Genomic DNA, 19639 nt, shown 5'->3' on the forward strand with positions numbered 1-19639 from the left:
CGCCCGGCCGGGATCCGCTCAGGCGGTCCCGGAGTCGGGGGGCTGCTGCCCACCTCGTGTCGTTTCGGTCCCCCACGCCTGGTATCCCCGCTCGGTTCGCAGGCGTTGGGCGGCGCGCCGCATCTCCAGGCGACGCCAACGCCTGCGTTCCCGTCTGGTCATACCGGCGGGCCATGTCTGCTCGATCGCGTTGTTGAACTGGGCGCCGGAGACGATCGCGAAGCCGATGAAGAAGGCGAACAGCAGGAAGGCGATCGGAGTGGCCAGCGCTCCGTAGGTGTACCCGGTTGAGGTCACCCAGGTGATGTAGAGCCGGAGTCCGACGCTGGAGCACAGGAACACCAGCATCGCCAGCAGCGCCCCGGGAAGCCCCCGGTGCCACGGCAGCTTGCGGGGCAGCGCGAGTTTGTAGAGCGTCGCCAGAGCGATCACCAGCACCAGGCCCGTCACCGGGAAGTAGAACAGCCTGATCAGAGTGGCCACGTCCGCGCGTAGCCAGGTGGGCAGCACCGTGAGCAGCCATCTGGGCCCCAACGCGGTCAGTGGCAGCACGAGCACCGCCATGACCAGGCTGGCCAGGTAGAGCAGCAGGGCGAGCACACGCTGCCAGAGCGCGTTGCGCACCATGTACTGGTCGTAGGCCAGGGTGATCGAGTCGATGAGCGAGGCCAGGGCCGAGGAACCCGCCCACAGCGACAGCAGGAAGGCCACCGAGGCCACTCGGGTGCGACCGCTGGTCAGGATGTCGCCGAGGGTGGGGCTGATGATCTGTTCGACCACGCTGGCACTGAAGATCGTTCCGGCGAACCCGACGATGCGGTGCTGAACCGTGGCCACGACCTCCTTGCCCAGCCAGTCCCCCAGAAAGCCGATGCTGCTCAGTAGTCCGAGCAGCAGCGGGGGCAGGGACAGCGTCTGCCAGAAGGCCGCCGCGGCCGACTCGGAGAGGATGTCGTCGTCCCACGACTTCCGCAGGGTGCGGGTCACCACACGCAGCGATCCGCGCCGCACGGAAGGTCTCGTGCCCTCTGCTGGGGCAACCGAACGGCGTCGGCTGTTCGGACTCGCTGCATCCATGCTGATCCCAAGGTTGACACGGTTGTGATCCGTTCGGGGTGTGGCGGGAACTTCATTTTCCTGCCGGCCCCACCCGGACGGCGCGTTGGCGGCGACGAAAGCGGTAGGCTCCCCTCTCGGCGACGGCGACACACGGTGCCCCACCGGCAGGTGTGCCTCGGGAGTGCCTCCCACCGCTGGCCGGGAAGTCGGATTTCCGGCTTTTCGCACGGTAACGAACGGTTCGTGGTTCGTGTCCGCGGAGGACTCGCCAGGTCGTGCTCCTCGTACGCGCGACCGTCGTGTCCGGACGCGTCTCCGTCCGTTCCGCGGAAGGGGCGCTTTCGGACGAGTGCCGGTGCCGTCGGGGTCTCCGCCCGGCGTGATCCGTTCGTGTCCATCCGTGCCCGGCGGCGGGGTTTTCCGCTCCGTCGTGGGTGCGGGTCCGAAAGTTCGACAAGCGGGTGATGTCACTCGTGGTGCGGTGGACCGAGCGCCGCTTTGCCTGTCGAACGGTGTTGATCGGAAGGGAGCGGCAGACGGGCGTGTCCGAAACGCAGGTTGACCAGTCCGTTCGTTCGGTACTCAGTGATCCGTCCCGGGCCCACGACAGGCCGCTGCGTGACTGGCAGCGCAGGGCGCTGACGAAGTACCTGGCGACTAAGCCCCGGGACTTCATGGCCGTGGCCACACCGGGAGCGGGCAAGACCACGTTCGCGCTGCGGGTGGCTGCGGAGCTGATCGCCGACCGCACCGTCGAGGCGGTCACGGTGGTCACCCCCACCGACCATCTCAAGCACCAGTGGGCGCTGGCCTCCGGCGGAGCGGGGATCCCGCTGGACTCCGAGTTCAGCAACTCCGACGGAACCACCTCGGCCGACTACCGCGGTGTCGTGCTCACCTACGCCCAGGTGGCCACCCACCCGAATCTGCACAGAGTGCGCACCGAACGACGCAAGACCCTGGTGATTCTGGACGAGATCCACCACGCCGGGGACGCCAAGTCGTGGGGTGACGCGATCCGCGAGGCCTTCACCCCCGCGGCCCGCAGGCTCACCCTCACCGGGACTCCGTTCCGCTCCGACGACAACCCGATCCCCTTCGTCACCTACGAACCGGACGCGGACGGAGCGCAGCGCAGCCGGGCCGATCACTCCTACGGGTACGCCGAGGCGCTGCGGGACGGGGTGGTCCGCCCGGTGATCTTCCTGGCCTATTCCGGCGAGGCCCGTTGGAGGACCAGCGCGGGCGACGAGTTCGCGGCCCGGCTAGGGGAGCCGTTGACCGCCGAGCAGACCGCACGGGCCTGGCGCACCGCCCTGGACCCCGGTGGGGAGTGGATCCCCTCCGTGCTCCAGGCCGCCGACACCCGGTTGACCCAGTTGCGTCGTGGCGGGATGCCCGACGCCGGAGGGTTGGTGATCGCCTCGGACCAGAAGAGCGCACGGGCCTATGCCAAGACGCTGCACCGGGTGAGCGGAACCGAGCCCACGGTGGTGCTGTCCGACGACCCGCAGGCCTCGGACCGGATCGCCCGGTTCTCCGAGTCCGACGAGCGGTGGATGGTGGCCGTGCGCATGGTCAGCGAAGGGGTCGACGTCCCCCGGCTGGCCGTGGGGGTCTACGCGACCAGTGCCTCCACCCCGCTGTTCTTCGCCCAGGTGATCGGCAGGTTCGTGCGGGCCCGCAAGTCCGGTGAGACGGCGAGCATCTTCCTTCCGAGCGTCCCGGTGCTGCTGGACCTCGCGAGCCAGCTGGAAGCCGACCGGGACCACGTGTTGGGCAAGCCCCAGCGGGAGAAGGAGGGCTGGAACGACCGGGAGCTGGTCGAGGCCAACCGGCAGCGGGACGAGCCGGACAACGAACAGCCGTACACGGCCCTGAGCGCCGACGCGGAACTGGACCAGGTCATCTACGACGGCTCCTCCTTCGGTACGGCCGCCTTCGCCACCACAGAGGAAGAACAGGACTACCTGGGACTGCCGGGGCTGCTCGAACCCGAGCAGGTGCGCGCCCTGTTGCAGCAGCGCCAGCAGCAGCAGATCCAGCAGGTGCATCGGCGCGAACAGCGCCACAAGGAGGACGCGGCCGCCAAGGCGGCACAGGAGCGGGAGAAGGCGGCCGAGCAACGGCCACAGAGCGTTCAGGAGCGTCTCAAGGCCCTGCGCAAGGAACTCAACACGTTGGTTTCGCTGTACCACCAGCGCACGGGCAAGCCCTACGGGGTGATACACGGTGCGCTGCGACGCACCTGCGGGGGTCCCCCCACGGCCTCGGCGAGCGTCGAGCAGTTGGAGGAGCGGATCGCCACCCTCCGGTCCTGGTGAGTCACGGTCCCGTGGTGCTCTCCCCGGAGCCCCGACACGAAAAGCAACGCCCGGCCGAAACCGTCTTCGGCCGGGCGTTGCCTCGTCCTACCTGAGTCAGAGCTCGATCTGCTCGTCTTCCTGCAGGTCCGCGTCAACCTCACTGAGACCGGCCTTGAATTCCCGGGCGTGGTGTCCGCAGAACAGCAGCTCTCCGCCGGACTGGAGAACTGCCCTGAGCTTTGCGGCGGCCCCGCAGCGGTCACAGCGGTCGGCGGCGGTCAACTCGGGGCGGGTGAGCGTCTCGGGCATGGGAATCTCCCTCCGTCCCGGCGCCGGGGGTACCCGACGCCTCGATCCTGCTGCAACCACCGGTAGCCCGCTGGCGACGGGGCCGGTGTCGCACGTTCCACTCTTACAGACACATGGCCTCGCGTCACTGTTCCAGAGACGATCAGCGATGTGCGTCACCGGAAAATGCCCGGATGGCCCAGTGATCGGGAACACAGCGTAGTCGATCACTGAAGTACCCTTGTGACCTGCGAAAATAGCTTTCGTTTTTGGGGTGTTCGGCGGTTGTTCGCCCCTCGACCACGCCCTCCGGATGCTTTTTCGGGGCGGTATTTCGCTTTTTTCTGGATGTTTTTCCGCTGTGGGCGAACGGGATTTCGGTGGGATCTTTCCGGGTGGTGGAGCGAAAAGTGTCGTAGGTCACCCCGTGGCTGTCCCGTCCCTCCCGGCTGGAGGGAGTGGTCCCGGCGTCCCCGCCCGGGGGAGGGGAACGAAAAAGCGCCCCGCACTCGACCGGGCTGGGGAACCGGGAGTGCGGGGCGCGGGCACGGCGGCCCGAGGCCGCCGGCCGACCATTCAGTCCAGGTAGTCGCGCAGCACCTGCGAACGCGAGGGGTGCCGCAACTTCGACATGGTCTTGGACTCGATCTGTCGAATGCGTTCCCGGGTGACGCCGTAGACCTGTCCGATCTCGTCCAGGGTGCGCGGCTGTCCGTCGGTGAGACCGAAACGCAGTCGGACCACGCCCGCCTCGCGTTCGGAGAGCGTCTGCAGCACCGACTGCAGCTGGTCCTGCAGCAACGTGAACGACACCGCGTCCACCGCGACGACGGCCTCGGAGTCCTCGATGAAGTCACCGAGCTGACTGTCGCCCTCATCGCCGATGGTCTGGTCGAGCGAGATGGGCTCCCGGGCGTACTGCTGGATTTCCAGCACCTTCTCCGGGGAGATGTCCATCTCCTTGGCCAGTTCCTCGGGGGTGGGCTCCCGGCCGAGGTCCTGCAGCAGCTCACGCTGGATCCGGCCGAGTTTGTTGATGACCTCCACCATGTGGACCGGGATCCGGATGGTGCGGGCCTGGTCGGCCATGGCCCTGGTGATGGCCTGCCGGATCCACCAGGTGGCGTAGGTGGAGAACTTGTAGCCCTTGGTGTAGTCGAACTTCTCCACCGCGCGGATCAGTCCGAGGTTGCCCTCCTGGATGAGGTCGAGGAAGGCCATGCCCCGGCCGGTGTAGCGCTTGGCCAGGCTGACCACCAGACGCAGGTTGGCTTCGAGCAGGTGGCTCTTGGCACGCTCACCGTCCCGCACGATCCAGCGCAGGTCCCTGCGGAGCTGGAGCGGCGGCATCTCGCCGGCCTCCTCGGCCTGGCGCAACCGCTCGGCCGCGTAGAGGCCCGCCTCGATACGTTTGGCGAGCTCCACCTCCTCCTCGGCGTTGAGCAGGGCGACCTTGCCGATCTGCTTCAGGTAGGCGCGCACCGAGTCGGCCGAGGCGGTCAGCTCGGCGTCCTTGCGTGCCTGCCGGAGCGCCTCCGACTCCTCCTCGTCCCAGACGAAGTCGGGGTCGGTCTTGCCCTCCTCGTCCTCGACGACCTCGGGTTCCTCGGGGATGTCCACCTCGATGTCGTCGAGGTCCCCGATGTTCGGAGAGGTGAGGTCCGTCTCGATGGGTTCGTCGATCCCCAGGGTCTCGGCGCCGGCCTGGTCCGCGGACGAACCGGACTTCGAGGTGGAGGCGCTCTTGCTCGAAGACGACTTCGTGCCCTTCTTGGCCGTCGACTTCGAGGTGCTCTTGCGGCTGGTCGACTTGGTTCCGCTCGACTTGGTCCCAGTGGAGCCCTTGGACGTCTTCCTTCCCGACGAGGACTTCTTCGGTTCGTCGGCCTCGGTTCCGGAAGTGGCTTCCGTGGTGGAAGTCGTCTTCTTGCTGGGCTCGGACCGGACCCCGCCTGATGCTGCAGCGGAGCCGGAGCGTCGGGTTGCGGTTTCTGCGGCTGCCACGTACGCCCTTTCGCGACGGTCTGCCAGGGCTGGCCGGGGGCGCGAAACCTCGGCCGCCAGGGGTCGGGGACAACCCACCGTTCGAGCCCTACGAGACGTGCCGGAAGGCCGTGAATTCGGTGGGACGTGTTCCATTGTAACTGTGTCAGGTGAGCGCGGTTCCGCTGTGAGGATGATCGGCGCCCGATGTCACGTGTTCGTGCACCCACCCCGTGTCGGTACCGCCCTCATCCGAGCAGTGCCACAGCCGATGTTACGCGTGTTGTGCAGCGGCTGAGGCCGCTCCGACTATACCCGCGTCGTTCTTCAGCTTCGCTGGCACGATCGGGGTACGAGTCTGCAGCAGCGGCAGCCACTTGTGCGCCTTCTTGCTCACTCCGCCCCCGGCGATGATCAGGTCCGGCCACAGGAACCGCTCCAGCGTGCGGACGTACCTGCTCACACGGGGGGCCCACTCCTCGTAGGTGAGTTCCAGGTTGTCCTTCACCGAGGCGGCCGCCTCCTCCTCGGCGTCGCGGCCGTCCACCTCGATGTGGCCGAACTCGGTGTTGGGGACGAGCTGCCCGTTCAGGAACGTGGAACTGCCTATGCCGGTCCCGAAGGTGAGCACCACCACGAGGCCCTGCCGCTCGGCTCCCGCTCCGAAGCGCATCTCGGCCAGCCCCGCGGCGTCGGCGTCGTTGACCATTACGATCTCTTCGCGGACTCGACCGAGCCGCTTGGCGAACAGCTCCTGCGCGTCTGTATCGATCCAGTCCTCGTCGACGTTGGCGGCCGTCAACGCGGTCCCGTTCTTGATCACACACGGCAGGGTGATGCCGACCGGCCCCTCCCAGCCGAACTTGGCGACGATCTCGGCGACCGTGTCCGCCACCGCGTCGGGAGTCGAGGGCTGCGGGGTCGAGATCCGCAGTCGTTCCTCGGCCAGAACGCCACCTTCGACATCGACGGGGCACCCCTTGATGCCGGAACCTCCGATGTCCACGCCGAAACCACGGGCAGTGCCCATGCCTGATCCTTCCTATTCGATTCAGGACGATGGTGTGCAGACTTTAACCGCACTGTGTTGCGATGTGAACGTGGGTTTGACACACGAGTATGACGTCCAGAGTCTGCGCGACATCTCCGTGCGTGTCGCGCGCGAGGCCGCCGAGCTGGCCGAGAACATGCGGCACGGGGTGGTCACCGAGGGAACGGTGGACACCAAGAGCACCGAGACGGACGTGGTGACGGCGGCGGACCGGACGGTCGAACGGCTGATCAGGCAACGCCTGGAGGAGTTACGACCCGGGGATCCCGTGCTCGGGGAGGAGGAGGGAGGAACCCACGAGCAGGAGGGACTGCGGTGGGTGGTCGATCCGATCGACGGAACTGTGAATTATCTCTACGGCCACCCCAACTACGCCGTCTCCGTGGCCGTCCAGCGAAACGGAACCTCCCTGGCCGGAGCGGTGGTCGAACCCCGTACCGGGCGGGTGTGGAGCGCGGCGAGCGGACACGGTGCCGAACTCGACGGGCACCGCCTCGCCGTCTCCGCGGAACGGCGTCTCGACCTCTCGCTGCTGGGCACCGGATTCAGCTACCACCAGCAACGTCGGAGCCGGCAGGCCGCGCTGCTCGCAGGGATGATCAGTGAGATTCGCGACATCCGCCGAGGAGGGGCGGCCTCACTGGACCTGTGCGCCGTGGCGGCGGGATGGTTGGACGGTTACTACGAACACGGGCTGTCCCGCTGGGACTGGGCCGCGGGAGCTCTGATCGCCTCCGAGGCCGGTGCCCGGCTGCGCCTGCCTCACCCGAACTCCACGGACGGTCTCGGTGACGAGGCGATCCTCTGTGCCTGCCCGGGTATCGCCGAGGCGCTCACCGCCACGCTGCTCGACAAGAAGGTCTCGACGATCTGAAACCGTCACGGGCCCTCCGGCGAGCGTCCCGGAACGCTCGTGACGCGCTCGCCAGTCGGCGCCCGGTAAGGTCCTCGTCACGGGCGCTCGGAGTCACCACACGCCCGTGACGGCGAAGCTCCGGGAGTCTCAGCAGTGTACGTCGCGTGCCTGTTCGAGCAGTTCCTGGTCCACCCGGGGTGGTGCCGCTCCGGGCTGGTCCCCGGTTCGCCCCCGGTTCTCCCTCGCCCAGTTCTTCAGCTGCTGCAACGCCTGTTTCCCCTGCTGGGTGGCCCTGACGTCGTCGAACTCCGACCCGAGGGCCAGATCCACCTCGGCACCGGGGCGTTCGTCGCGCACCAGCTGCGCGCACGGGACGATCAGACTCAGGGTGCGGGCCGCCTGCGCCCCGTTCTCGCCGTAACGGATCTGGGCGTGGCAGTCCATGTCGAGGTCGGTGTAGACGGGGTCGTTGGCGGGATCACCCGCCTTGGCGAAACCGAGGTTGGTGAGTTCCTCGGAGACCAGACTGGCCTGGTTCACCTCTCCGTTGGCGTTGAACACTTGTACCGAGACGTCCTGGGGAGGGGAGGGCCGGGTGTCGTCCAGGGCTTTCCTGGACAGCATGGTGCCGGCGGCCGTTCGTGTCGGCGGCTCCCCCGGTTGGGCCTGCTGACTGCCGGGTTCGGTTCCCGGTATGTTGCAGCGCGTCGCCGCCTCGACCGATTCGGTGGACTCGAAAACCCTCGTCCAGACGAATCCGGACAACACGACGAGCACGGCCAGCAGGATCAGCGCGGGCAGTGGGCGCCGGCGCCGGTACCGCGGCCGCCGAGGCCCCTGTGCTGTGCTCCCGGTGGACACGTCCGCCAGCCTCCCCTGATCGAGTCGTCTTCTTCGCGGCGCGGGGGGTGGGTCGACTTCGCCACCCCCTGCCTCCTCTCAGCTTAGGCGCTGTCACGTTCCGGTGCGGCCTCGCGCGGACAGTCGTGTCGAAGTCGTTGTTCCTCGGGAACCGGATCACCACCGAACTCCGTCTCGAAAGTGCGATCACGTACTCCCGGTGGTGTCGTCCGGGTGGGTGGGTTCGGCCGTTTCCCAGGATGCCATGTCCGCACCGGGCTCACCCGGTGTCCGGGTGGTGCTCCGGCAGCGGAGTGCAGCGCATACCACACCTGTGGGTGACCCGGTGCGTATTCCGCCCGCTGATGAGCTACCCTTCCGGCGCTCGACGCTGTGCCGGCGGAGGCGGTCGCTCGTTTCGGGGGAACTTGGAGCGCGGACAGGACGAGACCTCCGCCACTGTCGGGTGCGGGCACAAATCGAGGCCCTGGAACGTTGACCAGCGGCACACCATTGCACATCTCCACAGAAGCAGGGGTGAGACGACATGGCGACCGACTACGACGCCCCACGTCGCGGTGAAGCCGAGGACCTGCCCGAGGATTCGTTGGAGGAGCTCAAGGCCAAGCGCAACGACGCGCAGTCCGGATCGGTCGACACCGACGAGGGGGAGATCGCCGACAACTTCGAGCTTCCGGGGGCCGATCTTTCCGGAGAGGAAATGACGGTCAAGGTGTTGCCGAAGCAGGCCGACGAGTTCACCTGCTCGAGCTGCTTCCTGGTGCACCACCGCAACCGGTTGGCCGAGGAACGCAACGGCAAGTACGTGTGCCGCGACTGCGCGGCATGATCCGCATGTGTGCGGCGGTGTGAGGCGGACTGGATATGGCCGGTGTCGACAACCGCGTATCCAGTCCGCCGTTCAGCCCACTCGGAGGGGCTCGACCGTGCTCGCGAGGCCGGAAGACTACTCGGAGGTCAGTGCCCTGGCCAGTTGTTCGGGACGACGTGTGCTGACCACCCAGTAGGGAGTCGGGTCCTCGGGGTCGTCCAGCCAGATACGCACCATCGTGGGAGCCCACGGGCGGTGCACCAGGAAGGCCGCCGGGTCCAGTTCGGGCCCGAGCGCCCGTTGCTTGCGCTCGCGCGGAATCACCTCGACGTCGGCGATCACCCGGAGCGGCAGACGTGCCGAGCCGACCACGAACTCCTCGTCGGTGACGAGGATGCGCAACCGGCTCATCCACAGCACGAGCCCCACGGCCAGGGGAACCAGCACCACGTAGGGCAGCCAGGCGCGGATCCCCGGATAACCCATGTGCACCTCGGCGGCGAGCAGCACCGCCGCGACCAGCGGTAACGGCCAGCTCCACCAGGCGGCGCGCACACGTTCCCGATACCGAGGACGCCCCGGCTCTCCCCGAGGGGCGGGGGAGGTGTCTCCGACCAGCCCCGCTTCCGAACTCTCCGACACGTCTCCAGGGTAGTCTTGCGCCCCGTGTCGAGTGTGAAGGTGCTGCTGACCCGTACCGATCCCGAGATTCCGCTGCCCGCCTACGCCCGTGCGGGTGATGCGGGCGCCGATCTCGTCACCACCGAGGACCTCGAACTGGGCCCCGGAGAACGTGCGGTGGTGGGAACCGGTGTCGCGATAGCCCTGCCCGCGGGATACGCCGGGTTCGTCCACCCCCGTTCGGGATTGGCCGCCCGGCTGGGTCTCGGCGTGGTGAACGCTCCGGGAACCGTGGACGCGGGCTATCGTGGTGAGATCAAGGTGTGCCTGATCAACCACGATCCGGAGCGGACGCTGCGCCTGTGCCGGGGGGACCGAATAGCCCAGTTGGTGATACAGCGTGTCGAGCAGGCTGTTTTCCAGGAAGTCACCCAACTGCCAGAGTCCGTGCGTGGCACCGACGGATATGGTTCGACCGGAGGTCACGGAGCGCTGAACGGCCCGGACGGAAGCCGGGTCGCAGGGAGTACGACCGGCGATACGGAGGTCTGAGGGGATGTTCGGATGGCGCCGCCGCGGGCGGGAGAACGCCAGGGCGGAGGAGTACGCCGTCGACGAGGACTTCCACGAGCAGGAGGAAGCCGCGGTCGACGGTGGTCCGTACGACCGTGAGGAGGCCCCGGACGACGAGATCGAGCGACTGGACCTCGGTTCGGTGCGGCTGCCCGTGCCGGAGAACAGCCAGTTGCAGGTCGAGATAGACCCGGAGGGACCGGTGCGGGCCGTTCACCTGCTCACTCCTTCGGGGAGGCTGACCGTGAGCGCCTTCGCCGCCCCACGCACGGGGGAACTCTGGCAGGAGGTGCGCCAGGAGCTGGCGAACCAGCTCCGGTCCGACGGGGCCACGGTGCGCTTCGAGGACGGGGCCTGGGACACCGAGATCGTCGCCGACACGCCGAAGAGTTCACTGCGCTTCGTCGGTGTGGACGGCCCGCGCTGGTTGCTGCGGGGGGTGGCGGCGAGTCCGGCCGCCGACCTGGACTCCTGCACGAAACTGCTCCACGCGGTGATGGAGGAGACGATCGTGGACCGCGGTTCGGACCCGATGCCGGTACGCACCCCGCTTCCGATCGAGTTGCCCCAGGAGATCGCCCAACACATCCAGCACCAGCAGGAACAGGCACAGGCGCAGGCGTGAGCGTGTGCTCGCTGTCGGCGAACGGAGTCGTGCGGGCGGGTTGCCGCCAGGACGGGGACGTGGGCATTCCGCGTGACTAGGCTGTCATCACACGGGTGTAGTCTGCACTGCCCGTGAGGTCCACTGCGCACGGGAGCGCGAGATGAACAACAACGGAGGCGGCTACCTGCGCCGTCTCGTACGTCGTCTCACCAGGGACGTCGCCGAGCTGGACGCCGACGACCTCTCCGAGAGGTCCCGGGCCAGCGGCGCGCGGCGCGCGTGTGACTGCAAGTGTGGCGAGCAGGCCGAGGTACTCGGACGGGTTCGCTGCGTGGGTATGGTTCCCAAGGCCTCCGTACCTACCCTGGAGGCGGAACTCTACGACGGAACCGAAGGGGTCACGCTCGTCTGGTTCGGCAGGAGGCGCATCACCGGAATAGACCCCGGTCGGACCATCAAGGCGCGCGGCCGGATTGCCGATCGTGACGGACACAAGGTGCTATACAACCCCTACTACGAGTTGCAGAACACCGCATGACCGAATCCAGTTCCTCCACTCCCGGGCCACAGGAGCCGTTCGGGAGTCCCCCCGAGGCGGTGGACGACTCCGCCGGTTCCGAGTCGTCCGCGGGCGCCAAAGCCCCGTTCGGGTTAGGTGTTCCCACGGGCGAGAACGGAGCCGAGCAGACGCTGCTGCAACAGATGGGCGGGGTCAGCGGCCTCGCCTACTCCGCTGTTCCCGTCGTCGTGTTCGTGGTGGTCAACTCCCTGTTCGGCATGGTTCCGGCCATCTGGATCGCCATCGCGAGCTCCCTGGCGATAGCGGTGGCCCGGGTCATCCGCAGGGAGCCGTTGCAACCCGCCGTCTCCGGAGTGCTCGGGGTGGCGGTCTGCTCGTTCATCGCCTACCGAACCGGGGACGCCAAGGGGTTCTTCCTGCTGGGCATCTGGACCAGTCTGCTCTACGGCGGGGGTTTCCTGGTCTCGATCGCGGTGCGCTGGCCGTTGGTCGGGGTCGTCTGGTCGGTGCTCAACGGGCACGGTTTCGCCTGGAGGCACCACCGGAGGGCGCTGACCGGCTACGACCTGGCTACCCTGTCCTGGACGGTGGTGTTCCTCGCCAAGTTCGTGGTCCAGCAGTGGCTGTACGCGGCCGACCAGACGGGGTGGCTGGCCGTGGCCCGCATCGCCATGGGCTATCCCCTCACGGCGGTGGCCCTGTTGGTCACCGTCTGGGCGATCCGCCGCGCGAGCAGGACCGTCCAACAGTCCTCCGGCGCGGACGGGGGCTCCTCCACCGGGCCGGGGGCGGGACGTGTCGCTCCGGAGAGCCCCGCCACGGGCTGAGGAGAGCTCCCGGGCGGAACCCGGGGACGGCACCCGTCCAACCATGAAGGGGCCCCGCCGGGCACGGGCTCAGTCGAGGTCCGGGGGGTCGTGTATCAACGCGCTGATGCGGTGTTCCTCCTCCTCGGAGGTGATGAACAGCATCTCGTCCCCGATCTCCAGCGGGTCGTCGGACTGCGGGACGATGACCCTGCCCTTGCGGAGGATCGCGACCAGCGCGGTGTCCCGGGGCAGGGTCAGGTCCCGGACCCGGTGTCCCGCCAACGGGGTTCCCTCGGGCAGGGTCATCTCCACCAGGTTGGCCTGACCCTGCCGCAGGGTCATGAGGCGGACGATGTCGCCGATGCTGACCGCCTCCTCCACCATGGCCGCGAGCATCCGCGGGGTGGACACGGCCACGTCCACGCCCCAGGCCTCGGTGAACAGCCACTCGTTCTGGGGATCGTTCACCCGGGCGGCCACGCGCCGCACCGCGAACTCCGTCTTGGTCAGCAGGGACACCACCAGGTTGACCTTGTCGTCCCCGGTGGCCGCGATCACGACGTCGCAGGTCTCTATTCCGGTCTCCTCCAGCGAGGACAGCTCGCAGGCGTCGGCGTGCACCCACTGGGCGCCGGGAATGCTTCCGGGGCGGAAGTTCTCGGTGGAGCGTTCGAGGAGCATCACCTCGTGCCCGCCCTCCAGCAGTTCCCTGGCGATGGACTGTCCGACGGCACCGGCTCCGGCGATGGCGACGCGCATTACTCGCTCTCCTCGGGTGGGCGCTGTGCGGTGGCCGTCACGTCGGTGACCGTGCCGGACAGGGCCGCCACGTACACCGTGTCGTCGGCCTGGATCACGGTGTGGGGCCGGGCGAGAACTCCGTTGCCGAAACGCATCACGAAGGCCACTCGACAGTCGAGCGCGGTCTCCAGGTCCAGAACCCGTTTTCCGACCCATCCCTCGTGCAGTGGCAGACGCAGCACGGCGACCGAGCCGGAGGGGTCCCGCCAGTCCGTGGCCACTCCCTCGGGCAGGAGCATCCGCAGGAAGCGGTCCGTCGTCCACGGCACGGTGGCCACCGTGGGGATGCCGAGGCGCTGGTAGACCTCGGCCCGTTTCGGGTCGTAGATGCGGGCGACGACGTGGTCGACACCGAAGGTCTCCCGTGCGACCCGGGCCGAGACGATGTTGGAGTTGTCCCCGTTGGAGACGGCCGCGAACGCTCCGGCCCGCTCGATGCCCGCTTCCACGAGCACCTGTCTGTCGAATCCGTTGCCCGTGACGTGGCTTCCGTGGAAGTGTCTGCTCAGTCGGTGGAAGGACTCGGGGTCCTTGTCCACCACCGCCACGGTGTGATCGAGCCGTTGCAGCGCCGCGGCCAGGGACGCTCCGACTCGGCCGCAACCCATGATCACAACATGCACGACCGGTTTCCTCGCTCTCGGCTGCTTGCCGGATCGACCGTGGGGGCGGATTCGGGAACTCGTCCCCACGGCTCTGACAGTACCTCTCGGTGCCCGGCGGCACCCCGGTTGACCGGGGTGCGTCTCGGAACCGCCGGCACGTTCGTCTCCGGCGGGCCCGTGCCACCTCGGGCCGGTGCACCGTATCGAGTGAACGAACTCCGCGGCGGAGCAGGGGGCTGTTGTCATGCTGTGCTGGTGGAACGGCCGCTCCGGGGATCTCCCGCGAGGTCTCCGCGGGGCGGGGGCGTTTCACGTGGACCCTGAACGGCGGACAGCTACCGTCCCCCGCGCAAGCGGCCCTTACGCTCTGGGGCCGTGTCCAAGCTCGCGACGGTGGCCAAGCGTCTGTTGGTGGGACGTCCCTTCCGCAGTGACCGGCTGTCCCACACCTTGCTGCCCAAGCGCATCGCGTTGCCCGTGTTCGCCTCGGACCCGATGTCCAGCGTGGCCTACGCGCCGGAGGAGATCCTGCTCACGCTGTCCCTGGCCGGTGCCTCGGCCTACACGATCAGTCCGTGGGTGGGGCTGGTGGTGGCCGTGGTGATGCTGGTCGTGGTGGCTTCCTACCGGCAGAACGTGCGGGCCTACACCTCGGGCGGTGGCGACTACGAGGTGGCCGCGGTCAACCACGGGCCCAGGTGGGGAGTGGCGGTGGCCAGCGCCCTGATGGTCGACTACGTGCTCACCGTGGCGGTGTCGATCTCCTCGGCGGCGGCGAACATAGGCTCCTTGGTGCCCGTGGTCGCCGAGCACAAGGTCGCCTTCGCGGTGGGTGCGATCGCCCTGCTGACGGCGATGAACCTGCGCGGTGTCCGGGAGTCGGGAACGGTCTCGGCGGTGCCGACCTACGCCTTCGTACTGGGGATCCTCGGGATGATCGGGGTGGGGCTCTACCGTATCTACGTCCGGGGGGAGGAGCTGCGCGCGGAGAGCGCCGGTTTCGAGCTGGTCCAGGAACCCTCCCACGTGGCGGGGCTCGGTTTCGCCTTCCTGGTGTTGCGTGCCTTCTCCTCGGGCAGCGCCGCGTTGACCGGGGTGGAGGCGATCAGCAACGGGGTGCCCGCGTTCCGCAAGCCCAAGTCGCGCAACGCGGCGAGCACGCTGCTGATGATGGGGTTGATCGCGATCACCATGTTCATGGGGTTGTTGTTGCTGGCCCGTGGCACCGGAGTGGTGATCGCGCAGGACCCCCAACAGCAGCTGCTCGGTGTGCCCCCGGACTACGAGCAGAAGACGCTGATCGCCCAGTTGGCGGACACCGTGTTCGCGGGGTTCCCGCCCGCCGTGTACTACCTGATCTTCTTCACCGGACTGATCCTGGTGCTGGCCGCCAACACGGCCTTCAACGGTTTCCCGCTGTTGGGTTCGGTGCTGGCCCAGGACAGGTATCTGCCCCGGCAGCTGCACACCAGAGGAGACCGGTTGGCCTTCTCCAACGGGATCCTGTTCCTGGCGGGGTTCGCCACGGTGTTGGTGCTCGTTTTCGACGCGCGGGTGACCAAGCTCATCCAGCTCTACATCGTGGGGGTCTTCGTCTCCTTCGTGTTCAGCCAGAGCGGGATGCTTCGGCACTGGAACCGGCAGCTGCGCGAGGTCAGCGATCCGGAGGCGCGCAAACGGATCGAGCGGGCGCGGTTGATCAACGGTGTCGGGTTGGCCACGACCGCGACGGTGCTGGTCATCGTTCTGGTCACCAAGTTCCTGCACGGCGCCTGGATCGCGATCGTGGCCATGATGGCCAGTTATCTGCTGATGGTGGGGATCCGCAGGCACTACGTGCGGGTCGCCGAGGAGTTGCGGCGGGCGGACGGGCCCGCCGTGCTGCCCTCGCGCAACTACGGGCTGGTGTTGGTTTCCCAACTGCATCTGCCGAGCATGCGTGCCCTGGCCTACGCCCGGGCCACCCGTCCCGACGAGCTGGAGGCCATCACCGTGAACGTGGACGACGGGGAGACGAGGCAGCTCGTGGCGGCCTGGGAGGAGCGCGGGGTCTCGGTGCCGTTGAAGGTGCTGGAGTCCCCGTATCGGGAGATCACGCGTCCGATCGTCGATTACGTGAAAAGAATTCGCAAAGATAGTCCGCGGGACGTCGTCACGGTGTTCATCCCCGAGTACGTGGTGGGACGTTGGTGGGAGCAACTGCTGCACAACCAGAGCGCGCTGCGGCTCAAGAGCAGGCTGCTGTTCGAACCCGGGGTGATGGTCACGAGCGTTCCCTGGCAGCTCGAATCCTCCAACAGGGTCGATCTGCGGGCCCCCGCCCCGCGTCGTTCGGTGCGCTGGGGAGCCGGACAGGACGAGAAGGGGAAGGACCGACAGTGAACGCCAAACCGGACTGGACCGGGCGCAGGCTGCTGCTCGACGTCGACTCGGTGGCCCACGGGGGGCACTGCGTGGCCCGCCACGAGGGCAGGGTCGTCTTCGTGCGGCACACGTTGCCCGGGGAGAAGGTGGAGGCCGAAGTGACCGAGGACCGCGGCGGGGGCTTCTGCCGGGCCGACGCCGTGCGTGTCCTCGAGCCCGTCGAGGGACGGGTGCGCCCACCGTGCCCCCTGGCGGACATGGCCCTGGGAAGGAACCGCTGTGGTGGATGCGACTGGCAGCACGCCGATCACGCCACCCAGCGGGACCTGAAGGCGGCGGTGGTGGCGGAACAGCTGTGGAGACTGGCCGGGATCGAGACCTCCGTGACGGTACGCCCGCTTCCCGGCGGGCCGCTGCGTTGGCGCACCCGGGTGCGGTTGGCCGTGGACGAGCGGGGACACGTCGGGTTCCGTGCCCACCGCAGCCACCGGGTGGTGCCCCTGGCGGACTGCCCGATCACGGTCGAGGGAGCGCTGGAGGAGGTCACCGCCCGCACCTGGACTCCCGGGGGAGAGGTCGCGGTGACCGCGGACGGCCGTGGGCAGCTGCACGTCGCCGAGTACCCGTCCCGGCCTCCCTCCGGAAGGGGGTCACGCGCCCGGCGTGAGCGCGGCCGGCGGGACGAGGTGCTCGGCACCGGCTTCGCCCACGAGAGTGCCGTGGGGCGGGAGTGGGGCATGGACGCGCACGGTTTCTGGCAGGTGCATCGTGCCGCCGCCGAGTGTTTCGCCGGGGTGGTCGAGGAGATGGCGGCGGCCCCCGAGGGTGGATGCGCCTGGGACCTCTACGGGGGTGTGGGGTTGTTCGCCGCCGTGCTCGGGCGTCAGGTCGGCCCCTCCGGGGAGGTGGTGCTCGTCGAGTCCAGTGCCGCCGGTGTCCGGGACGCGGCCGCCAACCTGGCCGACATGCCGCAGGTGCGCACGCGGGCCGGACGGGTGGAGACCGTGGTCGCCGAGGAGCGGACTCCCTCTCCCGACGTCGTGGTGCTGGATCCTCCCAGGAAGGGCGCCGGCCGGGAGGTGGTCCGCGCGGTGGCGGGAGCCCGGCCGGCCAGGGTGGTCCACGTCGCCTGTGATCCGGCGGCGTTGGCGCGGGATCTCGATCTTTTCCGTGGTCACGGGTATCGACTCACCCGGTTGGAGGCCTTTGACGCGTTTCCGATGACTCACCATGTGGAATGCATCGCTCTGTTGGAGGATGGTGAACCGACCTTGTGAGTGACCATGCCGGGAAGCCGTGTGACCTGAACCCGGGTGCGGCTCAGTAGACTGGGAGGGTCGCGTGAGATCCCTCGAAAGGAGTTCGCGACGGGAGGCACGAGAGCCCGAACGTGTGCTTCCGGCGGCCCGAGACCCGGGTGGCCACGCCAGTGACCGGTCGTTGAGCGGGGCCGGTCCACGATTCGACCTGTAGTCGGGCACGACGAGCGAGGTGGAGCGGTGACGCTGCTGGAGTCCGTGCACAGTCCGGCCGATGTACAGCGCCTGGAGCACGGTGAGTTGGTCGAGCTCGCCGCCGAGATCAGATCATTCCTGGTCGACAAGGTTTCGCGCACGGGTGGTCATCTGGGACCGAACCTGGGCGCTGTGGAGTTGACCCTGGCTGTGCATCGCACGTTCGAGTCACCGCACGACGCGATCGTGTTCGACACCGGCCACCAAGCCTATGTGCACAAGATCATCACCGGTCGCCAGGAAGGCTTCGACAGGCTGCGCAAACGCGGCGGGCTGTCCGGCTATCCCTCCCGGGAGGAGAGCGAGCACGACCTGGTGGAGAACAGCCACGCCTCCACCTCACTGTCCTACGCCGACGGGCTGGCACGGGCGTTCCAGCTCGGCGGAACCGATCGCCACGTCGTGGCCGTGGTGGGCGACGGGGCGCTGACCGGCGGCATGTGCTGGGAGGCGTTGAACAACATCGCCGCGGACCAGGAGCGTCCGCTCGTCATCGTCGTCAACGACAACGGACGTTCCTACGCGCCCACCATCGGGGGGCTGGCCGAGCACCTGGCCTCGTTGCGGCTGCGCCCCGGCTACGAGCGCGCTCTGGAGAACGGCCGCCGCACCGTGCGCAACCTTCCGGTGGTGGGCAGGCCGCTCTACACCGGTCTGCACGCGGCCAAGCGCGGGATCAAGGACGCGCTGAGCCCGCAGGTGATGTTCTCCGACCTGGGCATCAAGTACCTGGGGCCGGTCGACGGGCACGACTTCAAGGCCCTGGAGTACGCCCTGGGGATGGCGAAGACCTTCGGAGGACCGGTCATCGTCCATGCTGTCACCCAGAAGGGGAACGGGTTCGCTCCGGCGGAGAACCACGAGGCGGACCAGATGCACCAGGTGAAGGTCATGGATCCGACCACGGGAACCCCGACCGGGCCGAGCACGACCAGCTGGACCAGCGTGTTCTCCGACGAACTGGTCCGCCTCGGTGGCGAGCGGCAGGACCTCGTGGCCATCACCGGGGCGATGCTCGGCCCCACCGGTCTGGACAAGTTCGCCAAGCACTACCCCGAGCGGTGCGTGGACGTGGGCATCGCCGAACAGCACGCCATGACCTCGGCGGCCGGTATGGCCATGGGCGGGTTGCACCCCGTCTTCGCCGTGTACTCCACCTTCCTGAACCGGGCTTTCGACCAGCTGCTCATGGACGTGGCACTGCACCGACAACCGGTGACCGTCACCCTGGACCGCTCCGGTGTGACCGGTGACGACGGCCCCAGCCACAACGGGATGTGGGACCTGTCCGTGCTCGGAGTCGTCCCCGGACTGCGGGCGGCCGCCCCCCGGGACGCGGAGACCCTGCGGGAGGAACTGCGGGAGGCCGTCGCCGTCGACGACGGCCCGACGGTGGTCCGCTTTCCCAAGGGCTCCGTGGTGGAGCGGGTTCCCGCCCTGGAGCGGGTGCGCGGAGTGGACATCCTGCGTCGCCCCGCCGAACACGAGAACCGCGACGTGCTGCTGGGGGCCGTGGGGATCTTCGCCGAACTCGCGGTGGCCGCCGCCGAACGGCTCTCGGACCAGGGAATCGGCGTCACCGTGGTCGACCCGCGCTGGGTGGTCCCGGTCCCCGGGGCGATGGTCGACCTCGCGGGCCAGCACCGTCTCGTGGTCACCCTGGAGGACTGCGGCAGGCACGGCGGGTTCGGCTGGTCGTTGGCCGCGGCCCTGCGGGACGCGGAAACGGACGTTCCACTGCGGGACCTCGCCATTCCCCAGCGGTTCCTGGAACACGCCTCTCGGGGCGAGGTACTGGCGGAACTGGGACTGACCGAGCAGGACGTGGCCAGGCGGATCACCGAGTGGGTGGCCGACCGGCTGGAGGGTGGTCTGGACGAGACGGCCCAGGACATCACGGCCGATCTGGACACCTCGGGGCAGGAGGGCAGCTGAGCCTCCCCGTGTCCTCGGCCGCCGCGCCGGGACACCCCCGAGACGTGAAAAGCCGGGGCGGTACGCACCGCCCCG

19 protein-coding genes are annotated in these 19639 nt (G+C 68.4%); 10 read left to right on the forward strand and 9 right to left on the reverse strand.

The genetic code is table 11. From position 1 onward, the window contains the following. Nucleotides 1–18: 18 nt before the first annotated feature. Nucleotides 19–1011 carry a YihY/virulence factor BrkB family protein gene (locus tag ACTMO_RS0104800; protein WP_019853530.1) on the reverse strand — a complete coding sequence of 331 codons (993 nt, stop codon included), beginning with the start codon at nucleotides 1009–1011 and terminating at the stop codon, nucleotides 19–21. A gap of 590 nt (nucleotides 1012–1601) precedes the next feature. Here ACTMO_RS0104800 and ACTMO_RS0104805 point away from each other — a divergent pair. Then, a complete protein-coding gene (locus ACTMO_RS0104805; protein ID WP_026448883.1) occupies nucleotides 1602–3383 on the forward strand; it encodes a DEAD/DEAH box helicase in 1782 nt (593 codons plus the stop codon). 96 nt (nucleotides 3384–3479) lie between these two features. Here ACTMO_RS0104805 and ACTMO_RS0104810 read toward each other — a convergent pair whose 3' ends face one another. From ACTMO_RS0104810 to ppgK, 4 genes are all read right to left on the reverse strand, one after another. Then, nucleotides 3480–3674 (reverse strand): DUF7455 domain-containing protein, encoded by a 195-nt coding sequence (locus ACTMO_RS0104810; RefSeq protein WP_019853532.1) that lies wholly within the window; start codon nucleotides 3672–3674, stop codon nucleotides 3480–3482. Nucleotides 3675–3816: 142 nt separating this feature from the next. Further along, nucleotides 3817–4077 (reverse strand): hypothetical protein, encoded by a 261-nt coding sequence (locus tag ACTMO_RS22800; RefSeq protein WP_157062791.1) that lies wholly within the window; start codon nucleotides 4075–4077, stop codon nucleotides 3817–3819. A 152-nt stretch (nucleotides 4078–4229) separates the two neighbouring features. Continuing rightward, on the reverse strand, nucleotides 4230–5684 hold the full coding sequence (locus ACTMO_RS0104815) for an RNA polymerase sigma factor (protein WP_169509096.1): 1455 nt from the start codon (nucleotides 5682–5684) through the stop codon (nucleotides 4230–4232). A gap of 226 nt (nucleotides 5685–5910) precedes the next feature. After that, nucleotides 5911–6666: a polyphosphate--glucose phosphotransferase gene (gene ppgK / locus ACTMO_RS0104820; RefSeq protein WP_019853534.1), complete on the reverse strand. Its 756-nt coding sequence runs from the start codon at nucleotides 6664–6666 to the stop codon at nucleotides 5911–5913. 64 nt (nucleotides 6667–6730) lie between these two features. On the opposite strand from ppgK, the gene ACTMO_RS0104825 reads away from it, so the two are divergent. Then, complete coding sequence (locus tag ACTMO_RS0104825) at nucleotides 6731–7561, forward strand: inositol monophosphatase family protein (protein WP_019853535.1); 831 nt, start codon at nucleotides 6731–6733, stop codon at nucleotides 7559–7561. 129 nt (nucleotides 7562–7690) lie between these two features. Here the strand turns inward: ACTMO_RS0104825 and cei are convergent, their stop codons facing one another. Beyond that, nucleotides 7691–8404 carry an envelope integrity protein Cei gene (gene cei, locus ACTMO_RS0104830; RefSeq protein ID WP_019853536.1) on the reverse strand — a complete coding sequence of 238 codons (714 nt, stop codon included), beginning with the start codon at nucleotides 8402–8404 and terminating at the stop codon, nucleotides 7691–7693. Nucleotides 8405–8930: 526 nt separating this feature from the next. Between cei and ACTMO_RS0104835 the strand changes: the two genes are divergently transcribed. Then, entirely contained in the window at nucleotides 8931–9233 is a 303-nt protein-coding gene (locus tag ACTMO_RS0104835; RefSeq protein ID WP_019853537.1) for a DUF4193 domain-containing protein, read from the forward strand. 117 nt (nucleotides 9234–9350) lie between these two features. Here the strand turns inward: ACTMO_RS0104835 and ACTMO_RS0104840 are convergent, their stop codons facing one another. Next, nucleotides 9351–9770 (reverse strand): DUF3093 domain-containing protein, encoded by a 420-nt coding sequence (locus ACTMO_RS0104840; protein WP_019853538.1) that lies wholly within the window; start codon nucleotides 9768–9770, stop codon nucleotides 9351–9353. 111 nt (nucleotides 9771–9881) lie between these two features. Between ACTMO_RS0104840 and dut the strand changes: the two genes are divergently transcribed. From dut to ACTMO_RS20330, 4 genes are all read left to right on the forward strand, one after another. Further along, a complete protein-coding gene (dut, locus tag ACTMO_RS0104845) occupies nucleotides 9882–10388 on the forward strand; it encodes a dUTP diphosphatase (protein WP_019853539.1) in 507 nt (168 codons plus the stop codon). Nucleotides 10389–10392: 4 nt separating this feature from the next. Further along, the gene (locus ACTMO_RS0104850) at nucleotides 10393–11034 is read left to right on the forward strand and encodes a DUF3710 domain-containing protein (RefSeq protein ID WP_019853540.1); all 642 of its coding nucleotides are present in this window, start codon (nucleotides 10393–10395) and stop codon (nucleotides 11032–11034) included. A gap of 142 nt (nucleotides 11035–11176) precedes the next feature. Further along, nucleotides 11177–11554, forward strand: a complete 378-nt coding sequence (locus tag ACTMO_RS0104855; protein WP_019853541.1) for an OB-fold nucleic acid binding domain-containing protein — start codon at nucleotides 11177–11179, stop codon at nucleotides 11552–11554. Further along, nucleotides 11551–12363, forward strand: a complete 813-nt coding sequence (locus ACTMO_RS20330) for a DUF3159 domain-containing protein (RefSeq protein ID WP_019853542.1) — start codon at nucleotides 11551–11553, stop codon at nucleotides 12361–12363. Before ACTMO_RS0104855 ends, ACTMO_RS20330 begins: the two co-directional genes overlap by 4 nt. A 69-nt stretch (nucleotides 12364–12432) precedes the next feature. Here the strand turns inward: ACTMO_RS20330 and ACTMO_RS0104865 are convergent, their stop codons facing one another. Then, a complete protein-coding gene (locus ACTMO_RS0104865; RefSeq protein WP_019853543.1) occupies nucleotides 12433–13104 on the reverse strand; it encodes a potassium channel family protein in 672 nt (223 codons plus the stop codon). Continuing rightward, a complete protein-coding gene (locus ACTMO_RS0104870) occupies nucleotides 13104–13769 on the reverse strand; it encodes an NAD-binding protein (RefSeq protein WP_026448885.1) in 666 nt (221 codons plus the stop codon). The genes ACTMO_RS0104865 and ACTMO_RS0104870 overlap by 1 nt, the downstream gene beginning before the upstream one ends. A 357-nt stretch (nucleotides 13770–14126) precedes the next feature. On the opposite strand from ACTMO_RS0104870, the gene ACTMO_RS0104875 reads away from it, so the two are divergent. The 3 genes from ACTMO_RS0104875 to dxs all read left to right on the forward strand — a co-directional run bounded on the left by ACTMO_RS0104875 (nucleotide 14127) and on the right by dxs (nucleotide 19564). Next, nucleotides 14127–16133: an APC family permease gene (locus ACTMO_RS0104875; RefSeq protein ID WP_019853545.1), complete on the forward strand. Its 2007-nt coding sequence runs from the start codon at nucleotides 14127–14129 to the stop codon at nucleotides 16131–16133. Then, nucleotides 16130–17392: a class I SAM-dependent RNA methyltransferase gene (locus ACTMO_RS0104880; RefSeq protein ID WP_019853546.1), complete on the forward strand. Its 1263-nt coding sequence runs from the start codon at nucleotides 16130–16132 to the stop codon at nucleotides 17390–17392. Before ACTMO_RS0104875 ends, ACTMO_RS0104880 begins: the two co-directional genes overlap by 4 nt. A gap of 222 nt (nucleotides 17393–17614) precedes the next feature. After that, nucleotides 17615–19564 (forward strand): 1-deoxy-D-xylulose-5-phosphate synthase, encoded by a 1950-nt coding sequence (gene dxs, locus ACTMO_RS0104885; protein WP_019853547.1) that lies wholly within the window; start codon nucleotides 17615–17617, stop codon nucleotides 19562–19564. The last annotated feature ends 75 nt before the right edge of the window (nucleotides 19565–19639 follow it).

Origin of the sequence: Actinopolyspora mortivallis DSM 44261 (assembly GCF_000384035.1) — a bacterium.
Taxonomy (GTDB): Bacteria; Actinomycetota; Actinomycetes; order Mycobacteriales; family Pseudonocardiaceae; genus Actinopolyspora; species Actinopolyspora mortivallis.

Coding starts and splice junctions, on each gene's coding strand:
- ppgK (WP_019853534.1), bottom strand. CDS start 6,666: ATGGGCACTGCCCGTGGTTTCGGCGTGGACATCGGAGGTTCCGGCATC.
- ACTMO_RS0104855 (WP_019853541.1), top strand. CDS start 11,177: ATGAACAACAACGGAGGCGGCTACCTGCGCCGTCTCGTACGTCGTCTC.
- ACTMO_RS0104810 (WP_019853532.1), bottom strand. CDS start 3,674: ATGCCCGAGACGCTCACCCGCCCCGAGTTGACCGCCGCCGACCGCTGT.
- ACTMO_RS0104865 (WP_019853543.1), bottom strand. CDS start 13,104: ATGCGCGTCGCCATCGCCGGAGCCGGTGCCGTCGGACAGTCCATCGCC.
- ACTMO_RS0104835 (WP_019853537.1), top strand. CDS start 8,931: ATGGCGACCGACTACGACGCCCCACGTCGCGGTGAAGCCGAGGACCTG.
- ACTMO_RS20330 (WP_019853542.1), top strand. CDS start 11,551: ATGACCGAATCCAGTTCCTCCACTCCCGGGCCACAGGAGCCGTTCGGG.
- ACTMO_RS0104850 (WP_019853540.1), top strand. CDS start 10,393: ATGTTCGGATGGCGCCGCCGCGGGCGGGAGAACGCCAGGGCGGAGGAG.